Annotated in this window: 18 protein-coding genes; 10 read left to right on the top strand and 8 right to left on the bottom strand. The window is 66.7% G+C overall.

Features of this window, described 5'->3' with window-relative positions:
- Window positions 1-80: 80 nt before the first annotated feature.
- The 8 genes from FEI13_RS03860 to FEI13_RS03895 form a co-directional block, all read right to left on the bottom strand.
- Window positions 81-461, bottom strand: a complete 381-nt coding sequence (locus FEI13_RS03860; RefSeq protein WP_138179707.1) for a histone-like nucleoid-structuring protein, MvaT/MvaU family — start codon at window positions 459-461, stop codon at window positions 81-83.
- Between the two features lie 317 nt (window positions 462-778).
- Window positions 779-2,452, bottom strand: a complete 1,674-nt coding sequence (gene rpsA, locus FEI13_RS03865) for a 30S ribosomal protein S1 (protein WP_138179708.1) — start codon at window positions 2,450-2,452, stop codon at window positions 779-781.
- Between the two features lie 182 nt (window positions 2,453-2,634).
- Entirely contained in the window at window positions 2,635-3,324 is a 690-nt protein-coding gene (cmk, locus tag FEI13_RS03870; RefSeq protein WP_138179709.1) for a (d)CMP kinase, read from the bottom strand.
- Complete coding sequence (locus tag FEI13_RS03875; protein WP_138179710.1) at window positions 3,321-5,591, bottom strand: bifunctional prephenate dehydrogenase/3-phosphoshikimate 1-carboxyvinyltransferase; 2,271 nt, start codon at window positions 5,589-5,591, stop codon at window positions 3,321-3,323. Before FEI13_RS03875 ends, cmk begins: the two co-directional genes overlap by 4 nt.
- A gap of 2 nt (window positions 5,592-5,593) precedes the next feature.
- Entirely contained in the window at window positions 5,594-6,685 is a 1,092-nt protein-coding gene (gene pheA / locus FEI13_RS03880) for a prephenate dehydratase (RefSeq protein ID WP_138179711.1), read from the bottom strand.
- Between the two features lie 4 nt (window positions 6,686-6,689).
- Window positions 6,690-7,808, bottom strand: coding sequence for a 3-phosphoserine/phosphohydroxythreonine transaminase (serC, locus tag FEI13_RS03885; protein ID WP_138179712.1), 1,119 nt, complete (start codon window positions 7,806-7,808; stop codon window positions 6,690-6,692).
- Window positions 7,809-7,823: 15 nt separating this feature from the next.
- Complete coding sequence (gene gyrA / locus FEI13_RS03890) at window positions 7,824-10,535, bottom strand: DNA gyrase subunit A (protein WP_240036413.1); 2,712 nt, start codon at window positions 10,533-10,535, stop codon at window positions 7,824-7,826.
- 106 nt (window positions 10,536-10,641) lie between these two features.
- The gene (locus FEI13_RS03895) at window positions 10,642-11,061 is read right to left on the bottom strand and encodes an acyl-CoA thioesterase (RefSeq protein ID WP_138179713.1); all 420 of its coding nucleotides are present in this window, start codon (window positions 11,059-11,061) and stop codon (window positions 10,642-10,644) included.
- Between the two features lie 177 nt (window positions 11,062-11,238).
- Between FEI13_RS03895 and FEI13_RS03900 the strand changes: the two genes are divergently transcribed.
- The 10 genes from FEI13_RS03900 to FEI13_RS03945 all read left to right on the top strand — a co-directional run bounded on the left by FEI13_RS03900 (window position 11,239) and on the right by FEI13_RS03945 (window position 22,406).
- Window positions 11,239-12,171, top strand: coding sequence for a recombination-associated protein RdgC (locus tag FEI13_RS03900; protein WP_138179714.1), 933 nt, complete (start codon window positions 11,239-11,241; stop codon window positions 12,169-12,171).
- A 26-nt stretch (window positions 12,172-12,197) separates the two neighbouring features.
- Window positions 12,198-13,364 (top strand): 1-acyl-sn-glycerol-3-phosphate acyltransferase, encoded by a 1,167-nt coding sequence (locus FEI13_RS03905; protein WP_138179715.1) that lies wholly within the window; start codon window positions 12,198-12,200, stop codon window positions 13,362-13,364.
- Window positions 13,365-13,374: 10 nt separating this feature from the next.
- Complete coding sequence (locus tag FEI13_RS03910; protein ID WP_138179716.1) at window positions 13,375-14,583, top strand: cation diffusion facilitator family transporter; 1,209 nt, start codon at window positions 13,375-13,377, stop codon at window positions 14,581-14,583.
- A gap of 75 nt (window positions 14,584-14,658) precedes the next feature.
- The gene (locus FEI13_RS03915) at window positions 14,659-15,375 is read left to right on the top strand and encodes a transglutaminase-like cysteine peptidase (protein ID WP_138179717.1); all 717 of its coding nucleotides are present in this window, start codon (window positions 14,659-14,661) and stop codon (window positions 15,373-15,375) included.
- Between the two features lie 3 nt (window positions 15,376-15,378).
- Window positions 15,379-17,295, top strand: coding sequence for an EAL domain-containing protein (locus FEI13_RS03920; protein ID WP_138179718.1), 1,917 nt, complete (start codon window positions 15,379-15,381; stop codon window positions 17,293-17,295).
- Window positions 17,296-17,471: 176 nt separating this feature from the next.
- Entirely contained in the window at window positions 17,472-17,753 is a 282-nt protein-coding gene (locus FEI13_RS03925) for a hypothetical protein (protein WP_138179719.1), read from the top strand.
- A gap of 147 nt (window positions 17,754-17,900) precedes the next feature.
- Window positions 17,901-19,394 carry a tRNA uracil 4-sulfurtransferase ThiI gene (thiI, locus tag FEI13_RS03930; RefSeq protein WP_138179720.1) on the top strand — a complete coding sequence of 498 codons (1,494 nt, stop codon included), beginning with the start codon at window positions 17,901-17,903 and terminating at the stop codon, window positions 19,392-19,394.
- Window positions 19,395-19,566: 172 nt separating this feature from the next.
- Window positions 19,567-21,156 carry a phage tail sheath family protein gene (locus FEI13_RS03935; RefSeq protein ID WP_138179721.1) on the top strand — a complete coding sequence of 530 codons (1,590 nt, stop codon included), beginning with the start codon at window positions 19,567-19,569 and terminating at the stop codon, window positions 21,154-21,156.
- 10 nt (window positions 21,157-21,166) lie between these two features.
- Window positions 21,167-21,691: a phage tail protein gene (locus FEI13_RS03940; protein ID WP_138179722.1), complete on the top strand. Its 525-nt coding sequence runs from the start codon at window positions 21,167-21,169 to the stop codon at window positions 21,689-21,691.
- A 4-nt stretch (window positions 21,692-21,695) separates the two neighbouring features.
- A complete protein-coding gene (locus tag FEI13_RS03945) occupies window positions 21,696-22,406 on the top strand; it encodes a hypothetical protein (RefSeq protein ID WP_138179723.1) in 711 nt (236 codons plus the stop codon).
- The last annotated feature ends 414 nt before the right edge of the window (window positions 22,407-22,820 follow it).

Genomic DNA, 22,820 nt, shown 5'->3' on the forward strand with positions numbered 1-22,820 from the left:
GGCGCTCGATCGATGACACGGCGGCCCGAAACGACGACACCGCCCCAAGGGCGGCGTCGTCAAGGCGGCAGAGACGAAGATCACTCCTCGACGCGCACCAGCCAGGACTCGACGGCGTCGGGGCCGTGCTCGTCCTTCCACGCCTTGAGCGTCTTCTGGTTGCCGCCGCGAGTTTCCACCACCTCGCCGGTGTGGGGATTCTTGTAGATCTTCAGCTTGCGCTTGCGACGGGTGCCGCCACTTGCCGGGGCCGCCGCGCTGGTCTGAGCGGCCGGCTTGGGATTGAGCAGCGCGATGACGTCGGCGGCACTCTTGTCGAACTCGCGCATCAGCGCTTCGAGCTTTTCCTTGAACTCGAGTTCGGCCTTGAGGCGATCATCATTCTGCAGCTTGTCCAGCTCCGACTGGAGTTGCTTCAGTTGCTGTTCCATCTGCATGTAGTTGCTGAGCAGCGATGACATCTAAAAAATTCCTTATTGGGCACTAGAGGATGCAGGGCATTATTACCTGTTTAAACTTCACTGGCAAGAGTATGAGCGTTCATTCCCAGTTCAGCAAATAATAGCCTCAAATATTGCCAAGCAATATGCGGACACCTTGGCCGACAACTTGAGGACAGCCTTATTTTATAAGAAATCCTGCATATTTTGTGGCACTTTTTACTACACGGCCTCCCTGCGATACCTCACAACACCAAACATCGGTGCCACAAACAAAAGGCGCCGCCCCCGAGGGGCGGCGCCTTGTCGACCGATAGGCGGGACGCGTCCCGCGGAAATCAGTCCTGACCCATCTGCTGCTTGATGAGGTCGCCGATGGTGGTGGCACCGGAGTCGGAGCTCTCTTCACGCAGCTTCTTGAGGTTCTGACGAGTGTCGTCCTGATCCTTGGCCTTGATGGACAGGGCGATCTGGCGGTTCTTGCGATCGACACCGATGATACGGGCCTCGACGCTGTCGCCTTCGTTCAGCGCGTTGCGGGCATCCTCGACGCGGTCGGCGCTGATCTCGGACGCCTTGAGCACGGCGACGACATCGGTGGCCAGCTCGACCTGGGCTTCCTTGGCATCGACCTCGACCACGCGGCCGGTGACGATGGAGCCCTTGTCGTTGACGGCCAGGAACTCGGAGACCGGATCGGTATCGAGCTGCTTGATGCCCAACGAGATGCGCTCACGCTCCGGATCGATGGAGAGGATGACGGCTTCCGCCTCGTCGCCCTTCTTGAAGGAGCGAACGGCTTCCTCGCCGGTGTCGGTCCAGGAGATGTCGGACAGATGCACCAGGCCGTCGATACCGCCTTCCAGGCCGATGAAGATACCGAAGTCGGTGATCGACTTGATGGTACCGGTAACGCGGTCGCCCTTGTTGTAGCGCGCGTTGAAGTCTTCCCACGGGTTGGTGGTGCACTGCTTGATACCCAGGGAAATACGACGACGTTCCTCGTCGATGTCCAGCACCATGACGTCCACGTCGTCGCCGACCTGCACGACCTTGGACGGATGGATGTTCTTGTTGGTCCAGTCCATCTCGGACACGTGGACCAGGCCCTCGACACCCTCTTCCAGCTCGGCGAAGCAGCCGTAGTCGGTGAGGTTGGTGACGGTGGCATGCACCTTGGTGCCTTCCGGGTAACGATCCTTGATGTTGACCCACGGATCTTCGCCCAGCTGCTTCAGGCCCAGGGAGACACGGTTGCGCTCGCGATCGAACTTGAGCACCTTGACGCTGATCTCGTCGCCCACGGCCACGATCTCGCTGGGATGCTTGATGCGCTTCCAGGCCATGTCGGTGATGTGCAGCAGGCCATCGACGCCACCGAGGTCGACGAAGGCGCCGTAGTCGGTGAGGTTCTTGACGATACCGAGGATCTGCTGACCTTCCTGCAGGGTGGCCAGGAGGGCCTCACGCTCGGCGCTGTTCTCGGCCTCGAGCACGGCGCGACGCGAAACGACGACGTTGTTGCGCTTCGGGTCGAGCTTGATGACCTTGAAGTCGAGTTCCTTGTTCTCGAGGTGGGTGGTGTCGCGCACGGGGCGAACATCCACCAGAGAACCCGGCAGGAAGGCACGGATGGAGTCGACATCGACGGTGAAGCCACCCTTGACCTTGCCGTTGATCACGCCCTTGACGATCTCTTCCTTCTCGAAGGCGGCTTCCAGCACCTTCCACGCTTCGGCACGCTTGGCCTTCTCGCGGGACAGGCGGGTCTCGCCGAAACCGTCTTCGACGGCTTCCAGGGCGACATGCACCTCGTCACCGACGGCGATGGAGAGCTCGCCGTTCTCGTCGCGGAACTGTGCCGCGGGGATCTGGCCTTCAGATTTCAGGCCGGCATTGACGGTGACCCAGTCGCCGTCGATGTCGACGATGGTAGCCTGGACGATGGCGCCCGGCTCCATGTTGATGTCCTGGAGAGACTGTTCAAACAGTTCAGCAAAGCTTTCGCTCATGATGTTCCTACGTGATCAACGTTGAGTACGGCGTTTCCGCCATCTCCGCACCACCAGCGAGTGCGGGCCTTATTTACCAAACCCCCGGGGATGTTGGCGCTGGTTCGACCTGGCCCGGCTTACGGCACATGGAAGTGCCGGACCACGTCATCACATCTTCCCGGGGACGCCGCAAGGGAGTTTCAGGTGGCGGATGCCAGACCACGCTCGGTCAGCAGTTCCGTCAGCCGATCCACCACTTCCGGTATCGTCAGGCGCGTGGTGTCAAGCGTGATGGCGTCATCGGCCGGCTTGAGCGGTGCCACGCTGCGCTGCATGTCGCGTGCATCGCGCGCCTGAATCTCCTTCAAAAGACTCGATAGACTAGCATCGACCCCCGCTTCCTGCAACTGACGCTGACGGCGGTGGGCCCGCTCCTCGGCGCTCGCGGTGAGAAATATCTTCAGGGGTGCCTCGGTGAACACCACGGTGCCCATGTCCCGCCCGTCGGCAACCAGCCCGGGGGGCTTGAGAAAGTCGTGCTGACGCTGCAGCAGGGCCTGGCGAACCGCCGGCAGGGCCGCGACCCGGGAGGCCGCATCGCCCACCTGCTCGGTACGGATGGTCGAGGTGGCATCCTCGCCCTCCAGCAGCACGCGGGTCGACGCCGCCTCGGCGACAAAGACCACGTCGAGGCCCAGGGCGACCTCGGCGAGCCGCGCCTCGTCGTCCAGCGGGACCTCGTGCTTGACGGCGGCCAGGGCAGTCAGGCGGTAGAGCGCCCCGCTGTCCAGCAGATGCCAGCCCAGGCGCTCGGCGACCAGGCGACTGATGGTGCCCTTGCCCGCCCCGCCGGGGCCATCGATGGTGAGTACCGGTGCCGCACCGCTCATGCTGCCTCCTGCTCCTCGAGGGCCAGCCCGACGCGCCGCGCCAGGTCGATGAAGCCGGGGAAGGAGGTGGCGACGTTGGCGCAGTCGTCGATGTCGACCGGCTCCCCGGCACGCAGCGCCGCGATGGCAAACGACATCGCGATGCGGTGATCACCCAGGCTGTCGATGTGCCCGCCGCCGTAATTGGCCCCTTCCGCCCGGCCGCCGCCGACGATGTCGATGCCGTCCTCGAGCAGGGCATGCTCGACGCCGATGGTCGCCAGGCCATCGGCCATGGCCTTCAGGCGGTCGGACTCCTTGACGCGCAGCTCCTCGGCCCCGCGCAAGCGGGTCGTGCCCGCGGCGTTGGCGGCGGCGATGAACAGCGCCGGGAATTCGTCGATGGCGAGCGGCACCTGGTCCAGGGGAATGTCGATGCCCTGAAGCGGCGCATAGCGTATGTGCAAATCGGCGACCGGCTCGCCGCCCACCTCATGCTCGTTCTCGAGGCGCAGATCGGCGCCCATCAGCCGCAGGATATTGATCACGCCGATGCGGGTCGGATTGATGCCGACGTGCTCGAGCACGAGGTCCGAGCCCGGCGTAATCGCCGCCGCGACCAGGAAGAAGGTCGCCGACGAGATGTCCGAGGGCACGTCGATGGGCGCGGCGCTGAGCGTGCCGCCGCCCTCGAGCCAGCAGGTGTCGCCCTCGCGATGCACCGCGTAGCCGAAGCCGGCCAGCATCCGCTCGGTGTGGTCGCGGGTCGGCGCCGGCTCGCGCACCCGGGTCTCGCCCTCGGCGTAGAGCCCGGCGAGCAGCAGGCACGACTTCACCTGGGCGCTGGCCATGGGCATGTCATAGGTGATGCCCGTGAGCGACTCGCCGCCGTGAATGTGCAGCGGCGGACGGCCGCCCTCGGCGGTATCGATCCGGGCTCCCATCAGGCGCAGCGGATCAGCCACGCGCCCCATGGGGCGCTTGGTCAACGAGGCGTCGCCGGTAAGCTCGGTATCGAAGGCCTGACCGGCCAGCAGCCCCGCGAACAGGCGCATGGCGGTACCGGCGTTACCCACGTAGAGCGGGCCGGAGGGCGCTTTGAGGCCGTGCATACCGACGCCGTGCACGGTCACGCGCCCTTGGTGGGGCCCCTCGATGGCCACGCCCATCTCGCGAAAGGCCTGCAGCGTGGCCAGGCTGTCCTCGCCCTCGAGGAAACCCTTGACCTCGGTGACCCCCTCGGCCAGCGCCCCGAGCATGATGGCGCGATGGGAGATCGACTTGTCGCCGGGCACGCGGATCCGCCCGGTGACCTTGCCGCCGGGACTGGCCCGGAAGCGCAGTTTACCGTGTTGTTGCATCTGATACTCCGCCTGATAACTGGTCTGGTTGAGCAAGGATTCGAAATAGTGCCGGGCATGACTGGCGCGATCGAAGGTCGCCAGCATGGCGTCGCCGTCGCCGCTCTCCACGGCGCAACGCAGGCGCGCCACCCCGGCCTCGAAGTCGTCCAGGGAAGCGAGCACCGCGTCGCGATTGGCGATGAAGATGTCCCGCCACATCACCGGATCGCTGCCAGCGATGCGGGTGAAGTCGCGAAAGCCGCCGGCCGCATAGCGGAAGATCTCCAGCCGCTCGTCCTGGCGGGCCAGGGTATCGACCAGCGAGAAGGCCAGCAGGTGCGGCAGGTGGCTGGTGCGGGCCAGCACCTGGTCGTGGCGCTCCACGGCCATCTCCAGCACCTCGGCCTGGCAGCACGCCCAGAGCCGCCGCACCCGGGCCGTGGCCACCGGGTCGGTATCGGGCTCGGGGGTGAGGATCACCCTATGGCGAGCATAGAGGGCGGGGTCGGCGGCGGCCACGCCGCTCTTCTCGGAACCGGCGATGGGGTGGCCCAGCACCAGGTTGGCCGGCATCCGGCCGAAGGCGTCGATGGCCGAGCGGCGAATCGCCGCCTTGGCGCTGCCCACATCGGTGACGACGACATCGGGCGCGGCCCGCTCCAGGCAGCCGGCGAGCTCGCGCATCACACCGCCCATGGCCATCACGGGCACCGCCAGCACGACCAGCGACACCCCCTCGACGAGCGACTCGAGACGGGTCTCCCCGCGATCGATCAGGCCCATCTCGACGCCGCGCGCGATCTCCCCGGCGTCGGGATCGCAGGCCAGGAGTTCGCCCTGCCCATCGGCCCCGTAACCGGCCGCACGCAGGGCGGCGGCCAGCGAGCCCCCGATCAGGCCGAGCCCGACGATCAGGATCCGCGCTTCGCGCACCTCCACCGCCATGCCTAGAGCACGCCGACCGGGTAGGAACCCAGCACCTTCACTTCGGCGGCCCGCAGCTTGACCTCTTCCAGCATGGCCGCGACCTGGGGCTCCTCGCGGTGCCCCTTGAAGTCGATGAAGAACACGTAGTTCCACACGCCGCTGCGCGACGGGCGCGTCTCGAGACGCGTCATGTCGATATGGTGGCGATGGAAGGGCTCGAGCAGGTCGTGCAGCGCGCCGGGCTGGTTGCGCATCGCCACCACCAGCGAGGTCTTGTCCTCGCCGGAGATCGGCACGTCCTGGTTGCCGATGATCAGGAAGCGCGTGGAGTTGTCCGGACGATCCTCGATCTTCTCGGCCAGCTTGGCGAGGCCATAGAGCTTGGCCGCCATGTCGCCGGCGATGGCCGCGCTGTGCCACTCGGTCTTGACCAGGCGCGCCGCCTCGGCATTGGAGGAGACCGGCACCCGCTCAGCGTGGGGGAAGTGGGCGTCAAGCCACTTGCGGCACTGGGCGAAGGACTGGGGATGGGAGTAGATCCGCGACACCTTGTCCCGGCGCGTGGTCTCACCCACCAGCAGGTGATGATGGATGCGCAGCACCACCTCGCCGCAGATGCGCAGCGATGAATCCATGAAGGAGTCGAGGGTGTGGTTGATCACGCCCTCGGTGGAGTTCTCCACCGGCACCACGCCGTAGTTGACGGCGCCGGCCTCCACCTCGCGGAACACCTCGTCGATGGCGGCCATCGGCAGGCTGATGGCGCTCTCGCCGAAGTGCTTGAGCGAGGCCTGCTGGGTGAAGGTGCCCTCCGGCCCCAGGTAGGCAACCTTGACCGGCCGCTCGAGGGCGAGGCAGGCCGACATGATCTCGCGGAACAGCCGCGCCATCTCCTCGCTGTCCAGCGGGCCGCGGTTGAGCTCCATGACGCGACGCAACACCTGGGCCTCGCGCTCGGGGCGGTAGAAGACGCCGCCGGGCTCGTGTTCGGCCTTGATCTCGGCGACCTGCTGAGCACAGGCGGCGCGCTCGCTGATCAGGCGCAGGATGTCGTTGTCGAGGGCGTCGATGCGCTGGCGGAGCGCCTCGAGACTGACGGAAGGCTCGGTCATGGAGTTATCCCCTGCGTTTCTCGAAATCGGCCATGAAGGCAATCAGCGCGTCGACGGCGGCCTCGGGCACGGCATTGTAGAGACTCGCCCGCATGCCGCCGACGCTGCGATGTCCCTTGAGGTTCAAGAGCCCCGCCGCCTCGGCCTCGGCCAGGAAGGCCGCATCGAGGCTTGCGTCGGCCAGCACGAAGGGCACGTTCATCCGCGAGCGACTGCCAAGCGTGATCGGGTTGGCGTAGAGCCCGCTTTCGTCGATGGCGGCATACAGCTTGGCGGCCTTGCGCGCATTGAGGGCATCCATGGCAGCCAGCCCGCCGATATCGCTCTTCAGCCAGTCGAAGACCAGCCCGGCCAGGTACCAGCTGTAGGTCGCCGGGGTGTTGACCATCGAGCCCGCCTCGCTGAGCGTCTTGTAGCCGAAGAGTGACGGCATGTCGCCACGGGCCTGGTCCAGCAGGTCGTCACGCACGATCACCACCACCAGGCCGGCGGGCCCGATGTTCTTCTGGGCGCCGGCGTAGATCACGCCGAACCGGGAGACATCGAGCGGCCCCGAGAGGATGCTCGAGGACATGTCGCAGACCAGCGGCACCTCGGTGCCGTCAGGGCGGCGCGGCCCTCCCTCTTTACTGCCGGGAATATAGTCAAACTCGAGACCGCCGATGGTCTCGTTGGCCGTGTAGTGCAGGTAGGCCGCGTCGTCGGAGAGCACGACCTCCTCCTGGCGCGGCACCGCGCTGTGGCCGTTGCCTTCGCTGCTGGCGGCGACATGCACGTCACCGACCAGGTGGCGCGCCTCGGCGATGGCCTTCTTGCTCCAGATGCCGGTATTCAGGAAGTTGGGACGGCCGCCTTGCCCCAGCAGGTTGTAGGGCACCGCGGAGAACTGCAGGCTGGCGCCCCCCTGGGTGAACAGCACCCGGTAGTTATCCGGGATGGCCAGCAGCTCACGCAGGTCGGCCTCGGCCTGCTCGGCGATGGCCACGAACTCCGGCGAACGGTGGCTCATCTCCATCACCGAGAGGCCGCGTCCCTGGTAATCCAGCATCTCGTCGCGGGCGCGCTCCAGCACGGCGGCCGGCAGGGCCGCCGGGCCGGCGCAGAAGTTGTAGTGACGTGTCATCAGCGTTGTGTGTCCTTATTCCTCGCCGGTCTCGCCGCCGGCATCCGCATCACCGGTCGAGGGCGCGTCGTCGCCCGTCGACGCGGCGTCTTCCTCGACCACTGGCTCCACCGTCTCCTCGGGCTCGTCGACCCGCACGGTCTTGACCAGCTTCTCGTCGTTGCCCAGGCGGATCAGCATCACACCCTGGGTGTTGCGCGAGGTGGTGGAGACCTCCTCGACGCGAGTCCGCACCAGGGTGCCGCGGTCGGTGATCAACATCATCTCGTCCGCGGAGTAGACCTGCATGGCCGCCACCAGGGCGCCATTGCGCTCGCTGGTCTGCATGGCGATCACGCCTTGACCGCCGCGGCCGCGCAGCGGGAACTCCTCGAGGCGGGTGCGCTTGCCGTAGCCGTTCTCGCTGGCGGTGAGGATGTAGATCTGGCCGCCGTTGCCGGTCTCGACGGCAACGCCCTCCTCCGCCTCGGCCTCGACATCGGCCTCGGCGTCGATCTGCTGGCTCTGCGGGATGATCAGGCTGATCACCTCGGCATTCTCGAGCAGGCGCATGCCGCGCACGCCGCGGGCGGTGCGGCCCATGGCACGCACGTTGGCCTCCTCGAAGCGGATCGCCTTGCCGTTGGAGGAGAGCAGCATCACGTGATCGGAGCCCGAGGTGATGGCGGCGCCAACCAGGCGGTCATCCTCGTCGAGGTCGATGGCGATCAGGCCCACGCTGCGCGGACGCGAGAACTGCTCGAGGCTGGTGCGCTTGACCGTGCCCTTGGCGGTGGCGAAGAAGATGTAGCTCTGTGGGTCGTAGTCGCGCACCGGCAGGATGGCGTTGATCGCCTCGCTCTCGTCCAGCGGCAGCAGGTTGACCAACGGCTTGCCCCGCGAACCGCGGCTGGCGACGGGCATCTCGTAGACCTTGAGCCAATAGACCTTGCCGCGATTGGAGAACAGCAGCACGGTGTCGTGGGTCGAGGCCACCAGCAGGTGCTCGATGACGTCCTCGTCCTTCATGGCCGTGGCCGACTTGCCGCGTCCGCCGCGGCGCTGGGCCTGGTAGTCGGAGAGCGGCTGGGTCTTGGCATAGCCGGTACGGGACACGGTGACCACCATGTCCTCCTCGGCGATCAGGTCCTCGAGGCGCAGATCGAGGTGGCTGGCCTGGATCTCGGTCTTGCGCGGGTTGCCGAACTGGTCGCGCACGGCGATCAGCTCCTCGCGGATCACCTCGAGCAGCCGTTCGGCAGAGGCCAGGATGGCGGTGAGCTCGGCGATCTTCTCGAGGATCGCGAGGTACTCATCGAGGAGTTTCTCGGTCTCCAGCCCGGTCAGGCGGTGCAGGCGCAGCTCGAGGATCGCCTGGGCCTGGGCCGGCGACAGGCGGTAGTCGGTGGCGGTCTGGCTGAGGCCGAAGCCCTCTTCCAGGTCCTCGGGCTTGCATGAGGTGGCCCCGGCCCGCTCGAGCATGTCGGTGACCTGCCCCGGCTGCCAGGAGGCGGCCAGCAGCTTCTCCTTGGCCTCGGAGGCGTTCGGCGAGGACTTGATCAGCTCGATCACCTCGTCGATGTTGGAGATGGCGACCGCCAGGCCCTCGAGGATGTGGCCACGCTCGCGAGCCTTCTTCAGCTCGAACAGGGTACGCCGGGTGACCACTTCGCGGCGGTGACGAATGAAGGCCTCGAGGATCTCCTTGAGGTTCATGATCTTCGGCTGGCCGTCCTCGATGGCGACCATGTTGATGCCGAAGACGGTCTGCAGCTGGGTCTGGGCGAAGAGATTGTTGACCACCACCTCGCCGGACTCACCGCGCTTGACCTCTATCACCACCCGCAGGCCGTCCTTGTCGGACTCGTCGCGCAGCTCGGCGATGCCCTCGATCTTCTTGTCCTTCACGAGCTCGGCGATCTTCTCGATCAGCCGCGCCTTGTTCACCTGGTAGGGCAGCTCGCTGACGATGATGTGGTCGCGACCGGTCTTGTCGTCATGCTCGATGGTGTGACAGGCGCGCACGTAGATCCGCCCGCGGCCGCTGCGATAGGCCTCGAGGATGCCGGCACGGCCGTTGATGATGCCGCCGGTGGGGAAGTCCGGGCCGGGGACATGCTCGATCAGGTCGTCGACGCTCAGGGTGTAGTCGTCGATCAGCACCAGGCAGGCGTTGATAATCTCGCCCATGTTGTGGGGCGGGATGTTGGTCGCCATGCCCACCGCGATGCCCGACGAGCCGTTGATCAGCAGGTTGGGCACCTTGGTCGGCAGCACATCGGGGATACGCTCGGTGCCGTCGTAGTTGTCGACCCAGTCGACGGTATCCTTCTCGAGGTCGGCCAAGAGCTCGTGGGAGAGCCTGGCCATGCGCACTTCGGTGTAACGCATGGCGGCGGCGCTATCGCCGTCGATGGAGCCGAAGTTGCCCTGACCATCGACCAGCACGTGGCGCATCGAGAAGTCCTGGGCCATGCGCACGATGGTGTCGTAGACGGCACTGTCCCCGTGGGGATGGTACTTACCGATGACATCGCCCACCACACGGGCGGACTTCTTGTACGGCTTGTTCCAGTCGTTGCCGAGCTCGTGCATGGCGAACAGCACGCGCCGATGCACCGGCTTCAAGCCATCGCGCACGTCGGGCAGCGCACGGCCGATGATCACGCTCATCGCGTAATCGAGGTACGACTGCTTGAGCTCGTCCTCGATGTTGACTGGCAGAATCTCTCTGGCGATGTCACCCATGGGTCGTCGAATCCTTTGCACTGCAACAGGTTGGCGCGTCACGTGGCCGTGACATGGCGCGCAATAACAGCCTTACATCATACCATCCCGGATGCTGATAAGGGAGCTAGGCAAGCACCAGCTGCGCCATGGCCTCACGGATCTCACCATCGATCGTCACCGCCCTGCCGGTCGCCACATCGACCAGCACGAAGGTGATGTCGGCACTGGCCACCGTCTTACCATCGGCCGCGCGCCGGATCTCCTGATGAATGCGGGCACGGCGCGAGCCGATCTCGGAGAGCCGGGTCAGTACCTCCAGGTCGTCACCGGCCACCGCCGCTCGCCGGTAGTCGATGTTGAGATTGGCCGCGACGAAGGCCAGATCCCCGCGGGACAGGAAGGTCGCCAGGCGAGGCCGCTCATCGAAGTAGGCCCAGCGCCCCTCCTCCAGGAACTCCAGATAGCGCGCATTGTTGACGTGGCCATAGCCATCCAGGTGATAGCCCCTGACGCGCAGGGTGGTACGGGAGAGGCGAGAATCCATGCAGACGGCTCCTGGGCTGGAAAGGTGAACGGCGAGCAAGGCATCGATTCTAGCCAGCCGAGGCATCGACGTTCAAACCACCGTTTGAACGTGGCGTATCGGCGATGGCCTCGAGTACTGGCACCCACGCCGCCCTTTGGCCATAATGTGCCCCCCTTTTCTCCCGGGAAATGCGCCATGTGGTTCAAGCACTTGCATCTCTACCGCCTGCACGACGCCGCCGAGCTGGATGCCGCCAGCCTGGAAACCGCCCTCGGCGAGCAGGCCTTTCGCCCGCTGGGCGGCAGCGAGGCCCGCCGCCTGGGCTGGTCCGCGCCGGGCGGCCGCGCCGGCACGCAGCTGCTCCACGAGCTGCAGGGTCAGCGACTGCTGACCGCACTGCGCCAGGAGCGGATCCTGCCCGCCTCGGTGGTCCGCGAGGAGGTCGAGGAGCGCAGCGAGGCGATCGAGGCCAGCGAGGGCCGCAAGCTGCGTCGCCAGGAGAAGCTCGCCATCAAGGAGCAGGTCTACGAGGAGCTGCTGCCCCGCGCCTTCGTGCGCAGCCAGAAGGTCGACCTCTGGTGGGATAGCCGCCGGTCGCTGATCGCCATCAATGCCAGCTCGCGGACCCGCGCCGAGGAGCTGCTCGACCTGCTGCGCGAGACCCTGGGCAGCCTCAAGGTGACACCGCTGGCCAGCCAGACGCTGCCCATGCGCGCCATGACCACCTGGCTCGGCGATCCGGGCTCGCGACCGGCCGACCTGGTGCTCGGCGACCAGGTAGAGCTGAAGGCCAAGGGTGACGACGGCGTGCTGCGCGCCCGCCAGGTCGACCTGGACAGCGACGAGATCCAGCAACTGCTGGAGAGCGGCCGCCAGGCCAGCAAGCTGGCCCTGTCGATCGAGGGCCGGTTAAGCTTCGTGCTGCATGACGACCTGGCGATCAAGTCGCTGCGCTTCGACGATGCCCTCATCGACGAGGCCTCCCAGACCGACGACGGCGATGATGCGCTGGTGCGGCTGGAGACCGACTTCATCCTGATGACGCAGGCGCTGGCCGAGAACATCGAGCGCCTGATCGAGTGGCTGGGTGGCGAGGCCGGCAGCGCCGGCGACGTCCCGAGCGCCTGATCGCCCACGACCACAGCCTGGAACACATGACCGAGACACAAGACACCCCCGCAGCCGATCCCTGGGCCGAGATTCGCCCCTACCAGGACGCCGAGGTGGCCGAGGTGCTCGAGCGCCTCGTCCATGACGGCGAACTGCTCGACGCCCTGACCCGCTATCGGCTGCCGCGCCTGGCCCGCGTCATGCCGAGGCTCTCGCGGATGCTGGCCAGCTTCGCCATCCGCCGCGAGACCCGCGGCGTGAGCAGCGTGCACGACTTCCAGATGCGCATCGCCAGCTACATGCAGCGCATGCTTAGGAACTCCACCGACGACTTCCGGGTGGAGGGGCTGGAGCGGCTGGACCCGAACACCGGGTATCTCTTCATCGGCAACCATCGTGACATCTCGATGGATCCCGCCTTCGTGAACTATGCGCTCTATCTCGCCGGGCGAGACACCGTGCGCATCGCCATCGGCGACAACCTACTCAAGAAGCCCTACGTCAACGACCTGATGCGGCTCAACAAGAGCTTCATCGTGCCGCGCAGTGCCCGCGGCAAGCGCGCCATGCTGGCCGCCTACCAGAAGCTCTCCGCCTATATCCGCCACTCCATCCTCGAGGACAACCACTCGATCTGGATGGCCCAGCGCGAGGGGCGCGCCAAGGACGGCATCGACCACACCGATCCGGCGATCATCAAGATGCTGACCATGGCGCGGCGTGGCGAGGATCGCCAGGCCGGCATCGGCGAAGCCGTCGCCGAACTGCGCCTGGTGCCCGTATCGATCAGCTACGAGTACGATCCCTGCGACCTGCAGAAGGCTCGCGAGCTGCAGGCCCTCGAGGACAGCGGCAACTACGAGAAGAGCGAGTTCGAGGACATCAGCTCCATCGTCGCCGGCATTACCGGCCACAAGGGCCGCGTGCAGCTCACCTTCGGCACGCCGCTCTGTGCCGATCTCGCGACCCCCGAGGAGGTGGCCGCCGAGGTCGACCGCCAGGTGCTCGCCGGCTACCACCTCTTCCCTAGCCACTATCTGGCCCTGGAAATGCTGGGCGTGGCGCCGGAGCTGCTCGAGATGAGCGAGGTCAGCGATGCCGACCGTGCGCGCTTCCAGGCGCGACTACAGACGGTGCCCGACGATCTGCGTCACTGGTGGCTGACTCAGTACGCCAATCCGGTGCTCAACAAGGCCGGACGCTGCCCGTGAGACGCACGGCATGAGGGACGAGTCATCGGACGCGAATGAACCGCCGCTGCACGGGCGCGGCGGTGCGTCGAAGCGCGCCGCCCAGACCCGCGAGGCCCATCGTGTCACGCTGATCGGCGCCGTCATCGACTTCGCCGTCGGTGTGGCCAAGATGGTCGCCGGTTTCATGGTGGGCTCGGCGGCGCTGGTGGCCGATGGCATCCACTCCTTCTCGGACATCCTGACCGACCTCTTCGTGGTCGCTGCCACGCATTTCGGCCGCCAGGAGCCCGACAGCGACCACCCCTACGGCCACGGCCGCATCGAGACCCTGGCGACGCTGTGGCTCGGCAGCGTGCTGATCTTCGTCGCTGGCGGCATCGCCTGGGCGAGCATCGGCCGCCTCCTCGAGGGCGAGCCGATCCCCGCCCCGGGGATCGGGGCCATCGGCATCGCCGGGGTCGCCCTGCTCGCCAAGGAGTGGATCTTCCGCTACACCCTACGGGTGGCCCGGCGCGTTAATTCGCGGCTGCTCGAGGCCAATGCCTGGCACTCACGCTCCGACGCGCTCTCCACCGTGGTGGTGCTGGTCGGCCTGGTGGCGGCCCAGGTCGGCGTAGGCTGGATGGATGCCCTCGCCGCCATCGTGGTGGGCATCATGGTTGGCCAGGTCGGCGGGCGCCTGCTGTGGGAGTCCAGCCAGGAACTCATCGACACGGCGCTGCCCCTCGACCAGCGCGATCGCATGCGGGACATCGCCGAGCGCGTCCCCCACGTCAACGGGGTGCATGATCTGCGGACCCGCAAGCTGGGCAGCGACGTGGTCCTCGACCTGCACATCGTGGTGCCACCGCGGGTCACGGTGTCCGAGGCGCACGAGATCGGCAACGAGGTGAGTCGCCGACTGCGCGAGGCCTTCCCGGAGCTCGCCGACGTGACCTTCCATATCGACCCTGAGGACGATTCAGGCGAACTGGAGCACAGCCTGCGCCCCGGCCCCCCCCTACGCAGCGACGTGGTGGAGATACTCGATGGCGCCTGGCACGGGCTGCCCATCTGGCATGCCCGTGTCGATCTGGATCTCCACTACCTGGACAATCAGGTCGACGTCTCGCTCTACGTCGACGCCCTGCCGCCGGGGCAGGATCTCGACGCGGCGGCGAATGCGCTGCGCCAGGCCGCGAGCCGGCTCGACTGGGTCGGGCGCCTGCGGATCTGGCTCGGGCCCGGCAAGGGGTAGGCCTGGCGCTTCCCCCACTCGCATTAGATGCCTGCTCCCCCTAGACTTGAGCAAGTGCTCATTCTGGCCACTCCCATGTCTCCCCCGCCATACCGGACACTCGACTCGCCCGGGCGTCGCCGTTTTGTGGCGGGGCTTGGCGGCCTGTGGCTGCTCGCCGGGCTGGGGCTTGGGCCGTCGCCGGCCTCGGCCAGGCTCTCACCGCAACGGCTGCGCCGCACCATGCAGGCCGAGTACGGGGCGCCGGGCATCACGGCCCTCGAGGCGTGGTTCGCGCTGCTCGACCGGCTGCGCCCGGCCGACCTGGAGACGCAGCTACGCGAGGTCAACGACTTCTTCAACCGGCGTGTTCGCTGGCTCGACGATATCGACATCTGGGGCCAGGAAGACTTCTGGGCCACGCCACTGGAGACCCTGGGACGCGGCCAGGGTGACTGCGAAGACTTCACCATCGCCAAGTACGTCACCCTCAAGGAGTTGGATGTTGCGGAGGACGAGCTGCGCCTGATCTACGTGCGCGCGCGCATCGGCCGCAGCAGCATCACCCAGGCGCACATGGTGCTGGGCTACTACGAGACGCCCGCGACGGACCCGTTGGTGCTGGACAATCTGGTGCCCTCGATTACCCGCGGCTCGCAGCGCACCGATCTCGATCCGCTGTTCAGCTTCAACGGCCGTGGCCTGTGGGCCGTCGGCTCGTCGCAGTCCCGCGCCGATCCGGTCGCCCGATTGTCGCGTTGGCGACGCGTGATCGATCGCATGCAGCAGCAGGGATTCATTCAAGGGGAGTAGGACATGTCACTCATCAAGCAGCTCTGGCTGATCGTCGTGGTACTGCTGCTGCTCGCCGTCGGGGGCAGCCTGTTCATTGGAGTCACCGCCAGCCGGGCCTACATCGAGCAGGAAGTGCTGATCAAGAACGCCGACACCGCCAGCGCCCTGGCATTGACGATGAGCCAGATGCCCAAGGACCCCGTTACCCTGGAGCTGCTGGTCTCGGCCCAGTTCGACACCGGACACTACCGACGGGTGGAGCTGCGCTCCCCAGAGGGCGAGATCATCGAGCAGCGCATCGGAGCAGACGCCATCCGGGACGTGCCGGCCTGGTTCGTGGACCTGGTGCATATCGAGGTCCCGCCCGGCCACGCCGTGGTCCAGGACGGCTGGCGACAGTTCGGCACCCTGGTGCTGGAAAGCCAGAACAGCTTCGCCTACCGATCACTGTGGCAGAGCACCCTGAACCTGGTGGGCTGGTTCGGCCTCGCTGCGGTGATCAGCCTGCTGCTCGCCTGGTGGATCGTGCGCCAGATTCGCCGCCCGCTGGGCGCCGTGGTCGAGCAGGCCCAGCACATCGGTGAGCGACGCTTCACTACCGTTCCCGCTCCGCGTACGCGTGAGCTGCGTGAGGTGGTGGAGGCCATGAACCACCTCTCCGGCGCGGTACACAACATGCTCAGCGAGGAGAGCCAGCAGCTCGACCGGCTGCGACAGCAGCTGCAGCACGACCCGGTAACCGGCGTGTTGGAGCGCGAGGCCTTTATCTCCCAGCTGCAGATCCACCTGGACAGCCAGGATGCGCGGGCCAGCGGCGCCCTGGCACTCGTGCGCCTGGCCCACCTGGCCGGGATCAACGAGCGGCTAGGGCGCACCGAGACCGATGCCCTCCTCCATGAGGTGGCCCATGGCCTGGAGCAGTTCGCCATGGCTTACGGCGGAGGCATCGTGGGCCGGCTCAATGGCAGCGACTTCGTCATGCTGATACCCGGAAAAATCGACCTGGAACAGCTGCGCCACGATCTCGACAGGCGCCTCGCCGCGATGCGTAAACACGGCCGGACCCCGGTGGGCCTGCCCGGCGCACTGATCGACTATGCCCAGGGCGATCAGCGCGGCATGCTGCTGGCGAGCCTCGACGGTACTCTATCGGCGGCCGAGGCGCGCAGCGACGAGGGGCTGATGATCGCCGAGGGCCCACAGCGGCGTAGCCTCTTCACCAGCCACGACGAATGGCGCCGCGCCCTGCAGGTCGCCATGGCCAAGGGCGTCTATCTGGCCCACTATCCGGTACTGGACACGACGGGCGAGCTCCTGCACTTCGAGTGCCCCTCGCGCCTGCGCCTCGCCAGCGAATGGCAACCCGCCGGCGTCTTCATGCCGTGGATCTCGCGCCTGGGGCTCGATAGCCAGCTCGACCTGGCGGTGATCGATGAGGCCATTCGCGACATCACTCAGCGCGGCAGGCCACTGGGCATCAACCTGTCGGCGGCGTCGATCCAGGACGTTCACTTCGTCATGGAGCTGCAGTCCCGACTCAAGGCGCGCCCCGACGTCGCCGATCTCCTGTGGCTGGAGCTTCCCGAAGCCATGGCCATCCATGACCTGACGAGCTTTCGCAGCCTGTGCCACGCCCTGCAGCCGCTGGGCTGCCGGATCGGCCTGGAGCACGTGGGCGCCTCCTTCACCCGGATCGCCGACCTGCAGGACCTGGGGCTCGCCTACCTCAAGCTCGACCGGACCCTGGTCAGGGGCATCGATCGGGTCGCCGAGCAGCAGACCATCCTGCGCGGCATGGCCACGCTCTGCCATTCGCTGGGCATCCTGGCCATCGGCGAGGGCGTCGAGCACCGGGAAGAGGCTCGCGTGCTCTTCGAGCTGGGCCTGGATGGCGCCACCGGGCCGGGCATTCGCCAGCACAAAAAGCCGGCGGACTGACCATGACAAGGGCCGGCATCTGCGAGGATGCTGGCCCCCGTAACCCCGGGCATGACACGCGCAGCTCGACGATAGAGTTCGAGCGCGAGCCCAGGCGGTCCCGCGGCACGGAGGCCGGCAAACGTGGTATCGTCTGCCCGTCCCCGAAACGGCGTGGTTATACCAAGGAGAACGTCATGGCCTCATCGGAAATCCAGAAGACCCGCGTGATCAACGAACTGCGGGGCTTCATCAAGAAACTTCTGCAGGATCCGAAGATTCTCGAGCAGTCACTGGACATTACCCGGCGCCAGCTCACCGAGCCGGGCGACGGCGACGTGATGGCACGGATCGCCAACGAGATCTCCGAGACGACCAGCGTGCACATCCCCGAGGATCCCACCGAACACTCGGAAGCCGACCGGCTGTTCCTGGAACTCCTCAAGGAAGTCGCCAGGGAGGAGCAGGCGCTCTACTGAGCCCTGTTGCCCGACGGTGCCTTCGTGACCGCGCCCGGCCCCTGTGCCGGGCGCGATCGTCAGCCCCCTCTGATCCGAGACGCGCCGTGCGGGCGGGCCACGTCATTGGTAGAATGCCGGCCACATCGTCACTGCTGCTTCCTTCGAATGACCTATCTGCTCAAGCTCCACCCCGAAATCACCATCAAGTCCCGCTCCGTTCGTCAACACATGACCCGCTGCCTCGCCAGCAACGTGCGCAACACCTTGCGCCTGCTGGAATCCGGCGTGCGCGTCAAGGCAAGCTGGGACGTCCTGCGCGTCAGCTTGCCGGAGACGCTGCCTGCCGAGCGCGAACGGGAGATGGAAGAGAGCCTGACGCGCATCCCCGGGATCCACGAGGTGCTGGCGACGCAAGAGGTCTCCTGCGGCTCACTCGACGAGGCCGCCGAATGGATCGTGCCCCACTGGACGCCGGCGATCGCCGGGCGCCGGTTCCGCGTCCGCGCCAAGCGGCGCGGCGAGCACGCCTTCTCGTCGGTGGATCTGGAACGCCATCTCGGTAGCGCCCTGCTGGCCGCCGAACCCTCGGCGCGGGTCGACCTGAAGCATCCCGAGGTGGTGGTGTCGGTGGAGCTGACCGGCCAGCGACTGCAGCTGATCCGCTCGCGCCGCCCCGGCCTCGGTGGCTACCCACTGGGCGTGCAGGGCGAAGCCCTGGCGCTGGTCTCGGGAGGCTTCGACTCGCCCGTGGCCGCCTGGCGCATGCTGCGCCGCGGCATCAAGACGCACTATCTGTTCTTCAATCTGGGCGGGCCGGCCCACGAGGCGGGCGTCAAGGAGGTGACTCATCACCTCTGGCAACGCTACAGCGCCTCGCACAACGTTGACTTCACCTCGGTGCCCTTCGAGGGTGTGGTCGCCGAAATCCTGCGCAGCATTCCCGATGGCCTGATGGGCGTGGTGCTCAAGCGCATGATGGTGCGCGTGGCCAGCCGCGTCGCGGCCCGTGCGAACATCCCGATGCTGGTCACCGGGGACGCCATCGCCCAGGTGTCGAGCCAGACGCTCACCAACCTGGCGTTGATCGACGCGGCCAGCGAACGGCCGATCCTGCGTCCGCTGGTCACCGAGGACAAGCAGGAGATCATCGACACGGCCCGCCGCATCGATACCGCCCGCTTCGCCGAGCAGATGCCGGAGTACTGCGGGGTCATCTCGCGGCGTCCCCACACCCGCGCGCCCGCCGACAAGGTGCAGGCCGCCGAGGCCGGCTTCGACTTCTCGGTGCTGGAGGCCGCCGTCGATGCCGCCACCGTGATCCGAGCCAATCGACTGGGGGAGAAGCCGCGCGAACCCGGCGAGGTGACCGTCGTCGACGGGCCGGCGCGACTCGCCGAAATGCCGGCGGTCAGCGTGATCGATATCCGCCGTCCCGACGAGTGCGAGGAAGCACCGCTGGCACTTCCCGACGTCCCCTGCCTGGAGATCCCCTTCTACGAGCTTCAGGACCAGGCACAGCACCTGCCCGCCGATCGCGACTACCTGCTCTACTGTGATCAGGGCGTGATGAGTCGCATGCAGGCGCTGCATCTCGCCGACCGAGGGCTCAATCACTTCGGGGTCTATCGCCGCGATGACGCGACCCGCACTCGCTTGTAGGGCGACTGTCGCCCACGCAATGCCTCGCCCAGTGCACGTGGCATGACGCGCACTGCTTGACTACGTTGAATGATGTACTGCCTCAAGACCGAGTTCGATACCGTCTGCGCATAACGGCGCCGGGAATGACTGGAAGACAGCGCCGTGCACTTCCTTGACGAGGAGTCGTGCCATGCCCTCTTCCCTGACGTATCCCGGTGTCTATATCGAAGAAGTCCCCAGTGGGGTGCGCACCATCACAGGGGTCGCCACCTCGATCACGGCCTTTATCGGCCGTGCCCAGCGTGGACCGCTCAACTCTCCGGTCCGTGTACAAAGCTTCGCCGAGTACACGCGAATCTTCGGTGGCCTGTGGCAACCGAGCACTTTGGGCTATGCGGTCAACCAGTTCTTCCAGCACGGCGGTGCCGATGCGCTGGTCGTGCGAGTCTTCAACGGCGATGCGACGGCCGGCGCCGCCACGCTCACCCTCGACACGGCCGGTGGCGCTCTGGTGCTCGAGGCGAGCAGTCCTGGCGAATGGGGCAATCGCTTGAGCGCGACCGTCGACCACCTGACGCGCGACACGGACGACACACTGCTGTTTAACCTGCTGGTACAGGAAATGGACGGCCCGGGCGGCACCACCGCGATCGCTAGCGAAGTATTTCGCAACGTGTCGGTCGATCCGGCCAGCCCGCGCTTCGTCGATACCGTGCTCAACGAGCAGTCCACCCTCGTCAATGTGCGCACATCGGCACCGGCCGACGAGAGCCCGACAGACGCCACCGTGCATGTCGCCAATCCGGATGGTACAGCCACCGCGGAAGGCACACTGGGCGCGAACGGTAGCGACATCACGGACGCCCAGATCAGCGGCGACCAGGATGAGCGCACCGGCATCTTCGCTCTCGAAGCGGCCGATCTGTTCAACCTGCTGTGTATTCCACCACTGACAAGAAGTGACGACCTTGACCCTGGTACCTGGGCCGATGCGGCTGAATACTGCCAGGATCGCCGGGCGATGCTGATCGTGGACGCGCCGTCGACCTGGACAAGCAATCCGACGACGGCCATTGACACCGCTGAGACGGGCATCAACAACCTCCGTGGCGATATCGGCAACAATCTTGCGATCAACGCGGTGGCCTATTTCCCGCGACTGCGGATGCCCGACCCGCTCGCCGAGAATCGCATTGCAGAGTTCGCGCCCTGCGGTGCCGTTGCCGGCATCATGGCGCGCACTGACGTGCAGCGCGGCGTATGGAAAGCACCGGCCGGGCTGGCGGCCTCGTTTTCCGGCGCCCGTGGCTTGTCCTACACCATGACCGATCAACAGAACGGCATTCTCAATCAGGTCGGGCTCAACTGCCTGCGCAGCTTTCCCGTCGCCGGCCATCTGGTGTGGGGCGCACGCACGCTGGCGGGTGCCGACCTGCTGGCCTCCGAATGGAAGTACCTACCGGTGCGTCGCTTCGCGCTGTTTCTCGAGGAGAGCCTCTACCGTGGTACCCAGTGGGTGGTGTTCGAGCCCAACGATGAGCCGCTGTGGGCCCAGATTCGCCTCAACCTCGGCGCCTTCCTGCAGACCCTGTTCCGCCAAGGCGCCTTCCAGGGCGCGAGCCCCCGCGACGCCTACTTCGTCAAGTGTGACAGCGAGACCACCACCCAGAACGACATCGATCGGGGCGTCGTGAATATCCTCGTCGGCTTCGCGCCGCTCAAGCCGGCCGAATTCGTGGTCATCAAGATCCAGCAGATCGCCGGCCAGATCGCGGTGTAAGGAGCCCCCCATGGCACAGTTCAGCGTCAATGCCCAGCGCTTCGATCCCTACAAGAACTTCAAGTTTCGGGTGAAATGGGATGGCCGCTACGTGGCGGGCATCAGCAAGGTCGGCGCCCTCAAGCGCAGCACCGAGCTGGTCGAGCACCGCGAGGGCGGCGATCCTTCCACCTCCCGCAAGTCGCCGGGGCGCACCAAGTACGAGGCCATCACCCTGGAGCGCGGCGTCACCCACGACGTCGAGTTCGAGCAGTGGGCCAACAAGGTGTGGAACTTCGGCGCGGGCCTGGGGGCAGAGGTCTCGCTCAAGGACTTTCGCAAGGACCTGATCATCGAGGTCTACAATGAGGCCGGCCAGCTGGCGCTCGCCTACAAGGTGTTCCGCTGCTGGGTCTCGGAGTACCAGGCCCTGCCCGACCTGGACGCCAACGCCAATGCCGTCGCCATCCAGACCCTCAAGCTCGAGAACGAGGGCTGGGAACGCGACTATGACGTGACCGAACCGACCGAACCTAGCTTCACCGAGCCGGCGTGACGTCATGATGGCACTCAGCCCGAAGCGTCTGCTGTGGGCCTGGGAGCACGGCCGGCGCCGCCACCCCATCGACCGCGCCCTGCTGCTGCATGCCCTGGCGGCCCCAGACCTGCCTCCCGAGCGACTCGCCGATCAGCCACTCGGCTGTCGCAATGCCGCGCTGTTCACCCTGCGCTGTGCCGCCTTCGGCAGCCGGCTGGACGCCTGGCTCGACTGCCCGGCCTGCGGCGAACGGCTGGAGTTCCCCCTCGAGGCGTCTCAGCTTCCCCCGACGTCGGCCCAGCACGCCGAGCCGCTCAGAGTGGCCGGCCATCGGCTGACGCGCCCCACCAGTCGCCACTTGGCACGCCTGGTACCCCTCGACGACGAACGACAGGCGGCCATGCAGCTGCTGCGCGATTGCCTGCCCTCCAACGCGCCGCTGCCCGAAGATGAGGCTGCCCTCACCGACCTGCTCGAGGCGGCCGAGGCCGCCCTGGAAGTCCAGGACCCCTGGGCCGAGCTGTCACTGGCGTTTGGCTGCCCTGCCTGCGGCCATCAGGACAGCGCCAGCTTCGATATCGCCGACTATCTGTGGGAGGAGATCGACGCCCGGGCCCGAGAGCTGCTCGACGATGTCCATGTCCTGGCCCGGGCCTACGGCTGGAGCGAGCCTCAGGTTCTTGCGCTGAGCGATGCGCGCCGCACGGCCTACCTCGAGCGGGTGCAGGCATGAGCGGCCTGTTCCAGCGACTCGCCAGGCAGGCCCGTGATCCGGCCTCCTTGCGGGTTCATGCGCCGGCGCGGCTGCCCTATCAGTCGGCACCCACGCCCCTTTCGGATCCACCGGCGAGCGTACCGTCCCCGCTGACGCCCCCGGCCAGCGCCACCCCCAAAAGGCCATCCGCACTTTCGCCGCAGCACGATGCCGCGCCGCCCACCACCGCATTCGAGATCGAGATTGCGCCGCGCGATGGCCAGGCTCCGGCCGCGGCCCAGCGCGAGGTCGAGGCGCCGCGGCCACCGCCGGTCGTTGTCCCCTCCGCCAAGCCCGAGCCCCCATCGCCGTCGACCTCCACCACGGCGGCCGTCCAAAGGCCCGTGACCGGCTCAGGGTCGACCGCGCCACCGCCGCCACCGACGGCCGCCT

Source organism: Halomonas urmiana, from assembly GCF_005780185.1.
GTDB classification, from domain to species: Bacteria; Pseudomonadota; Gammaproteobacteria; order Pseudomonadales; family Halomonadaceae; genus Halomonas; species Halomonas urmiana.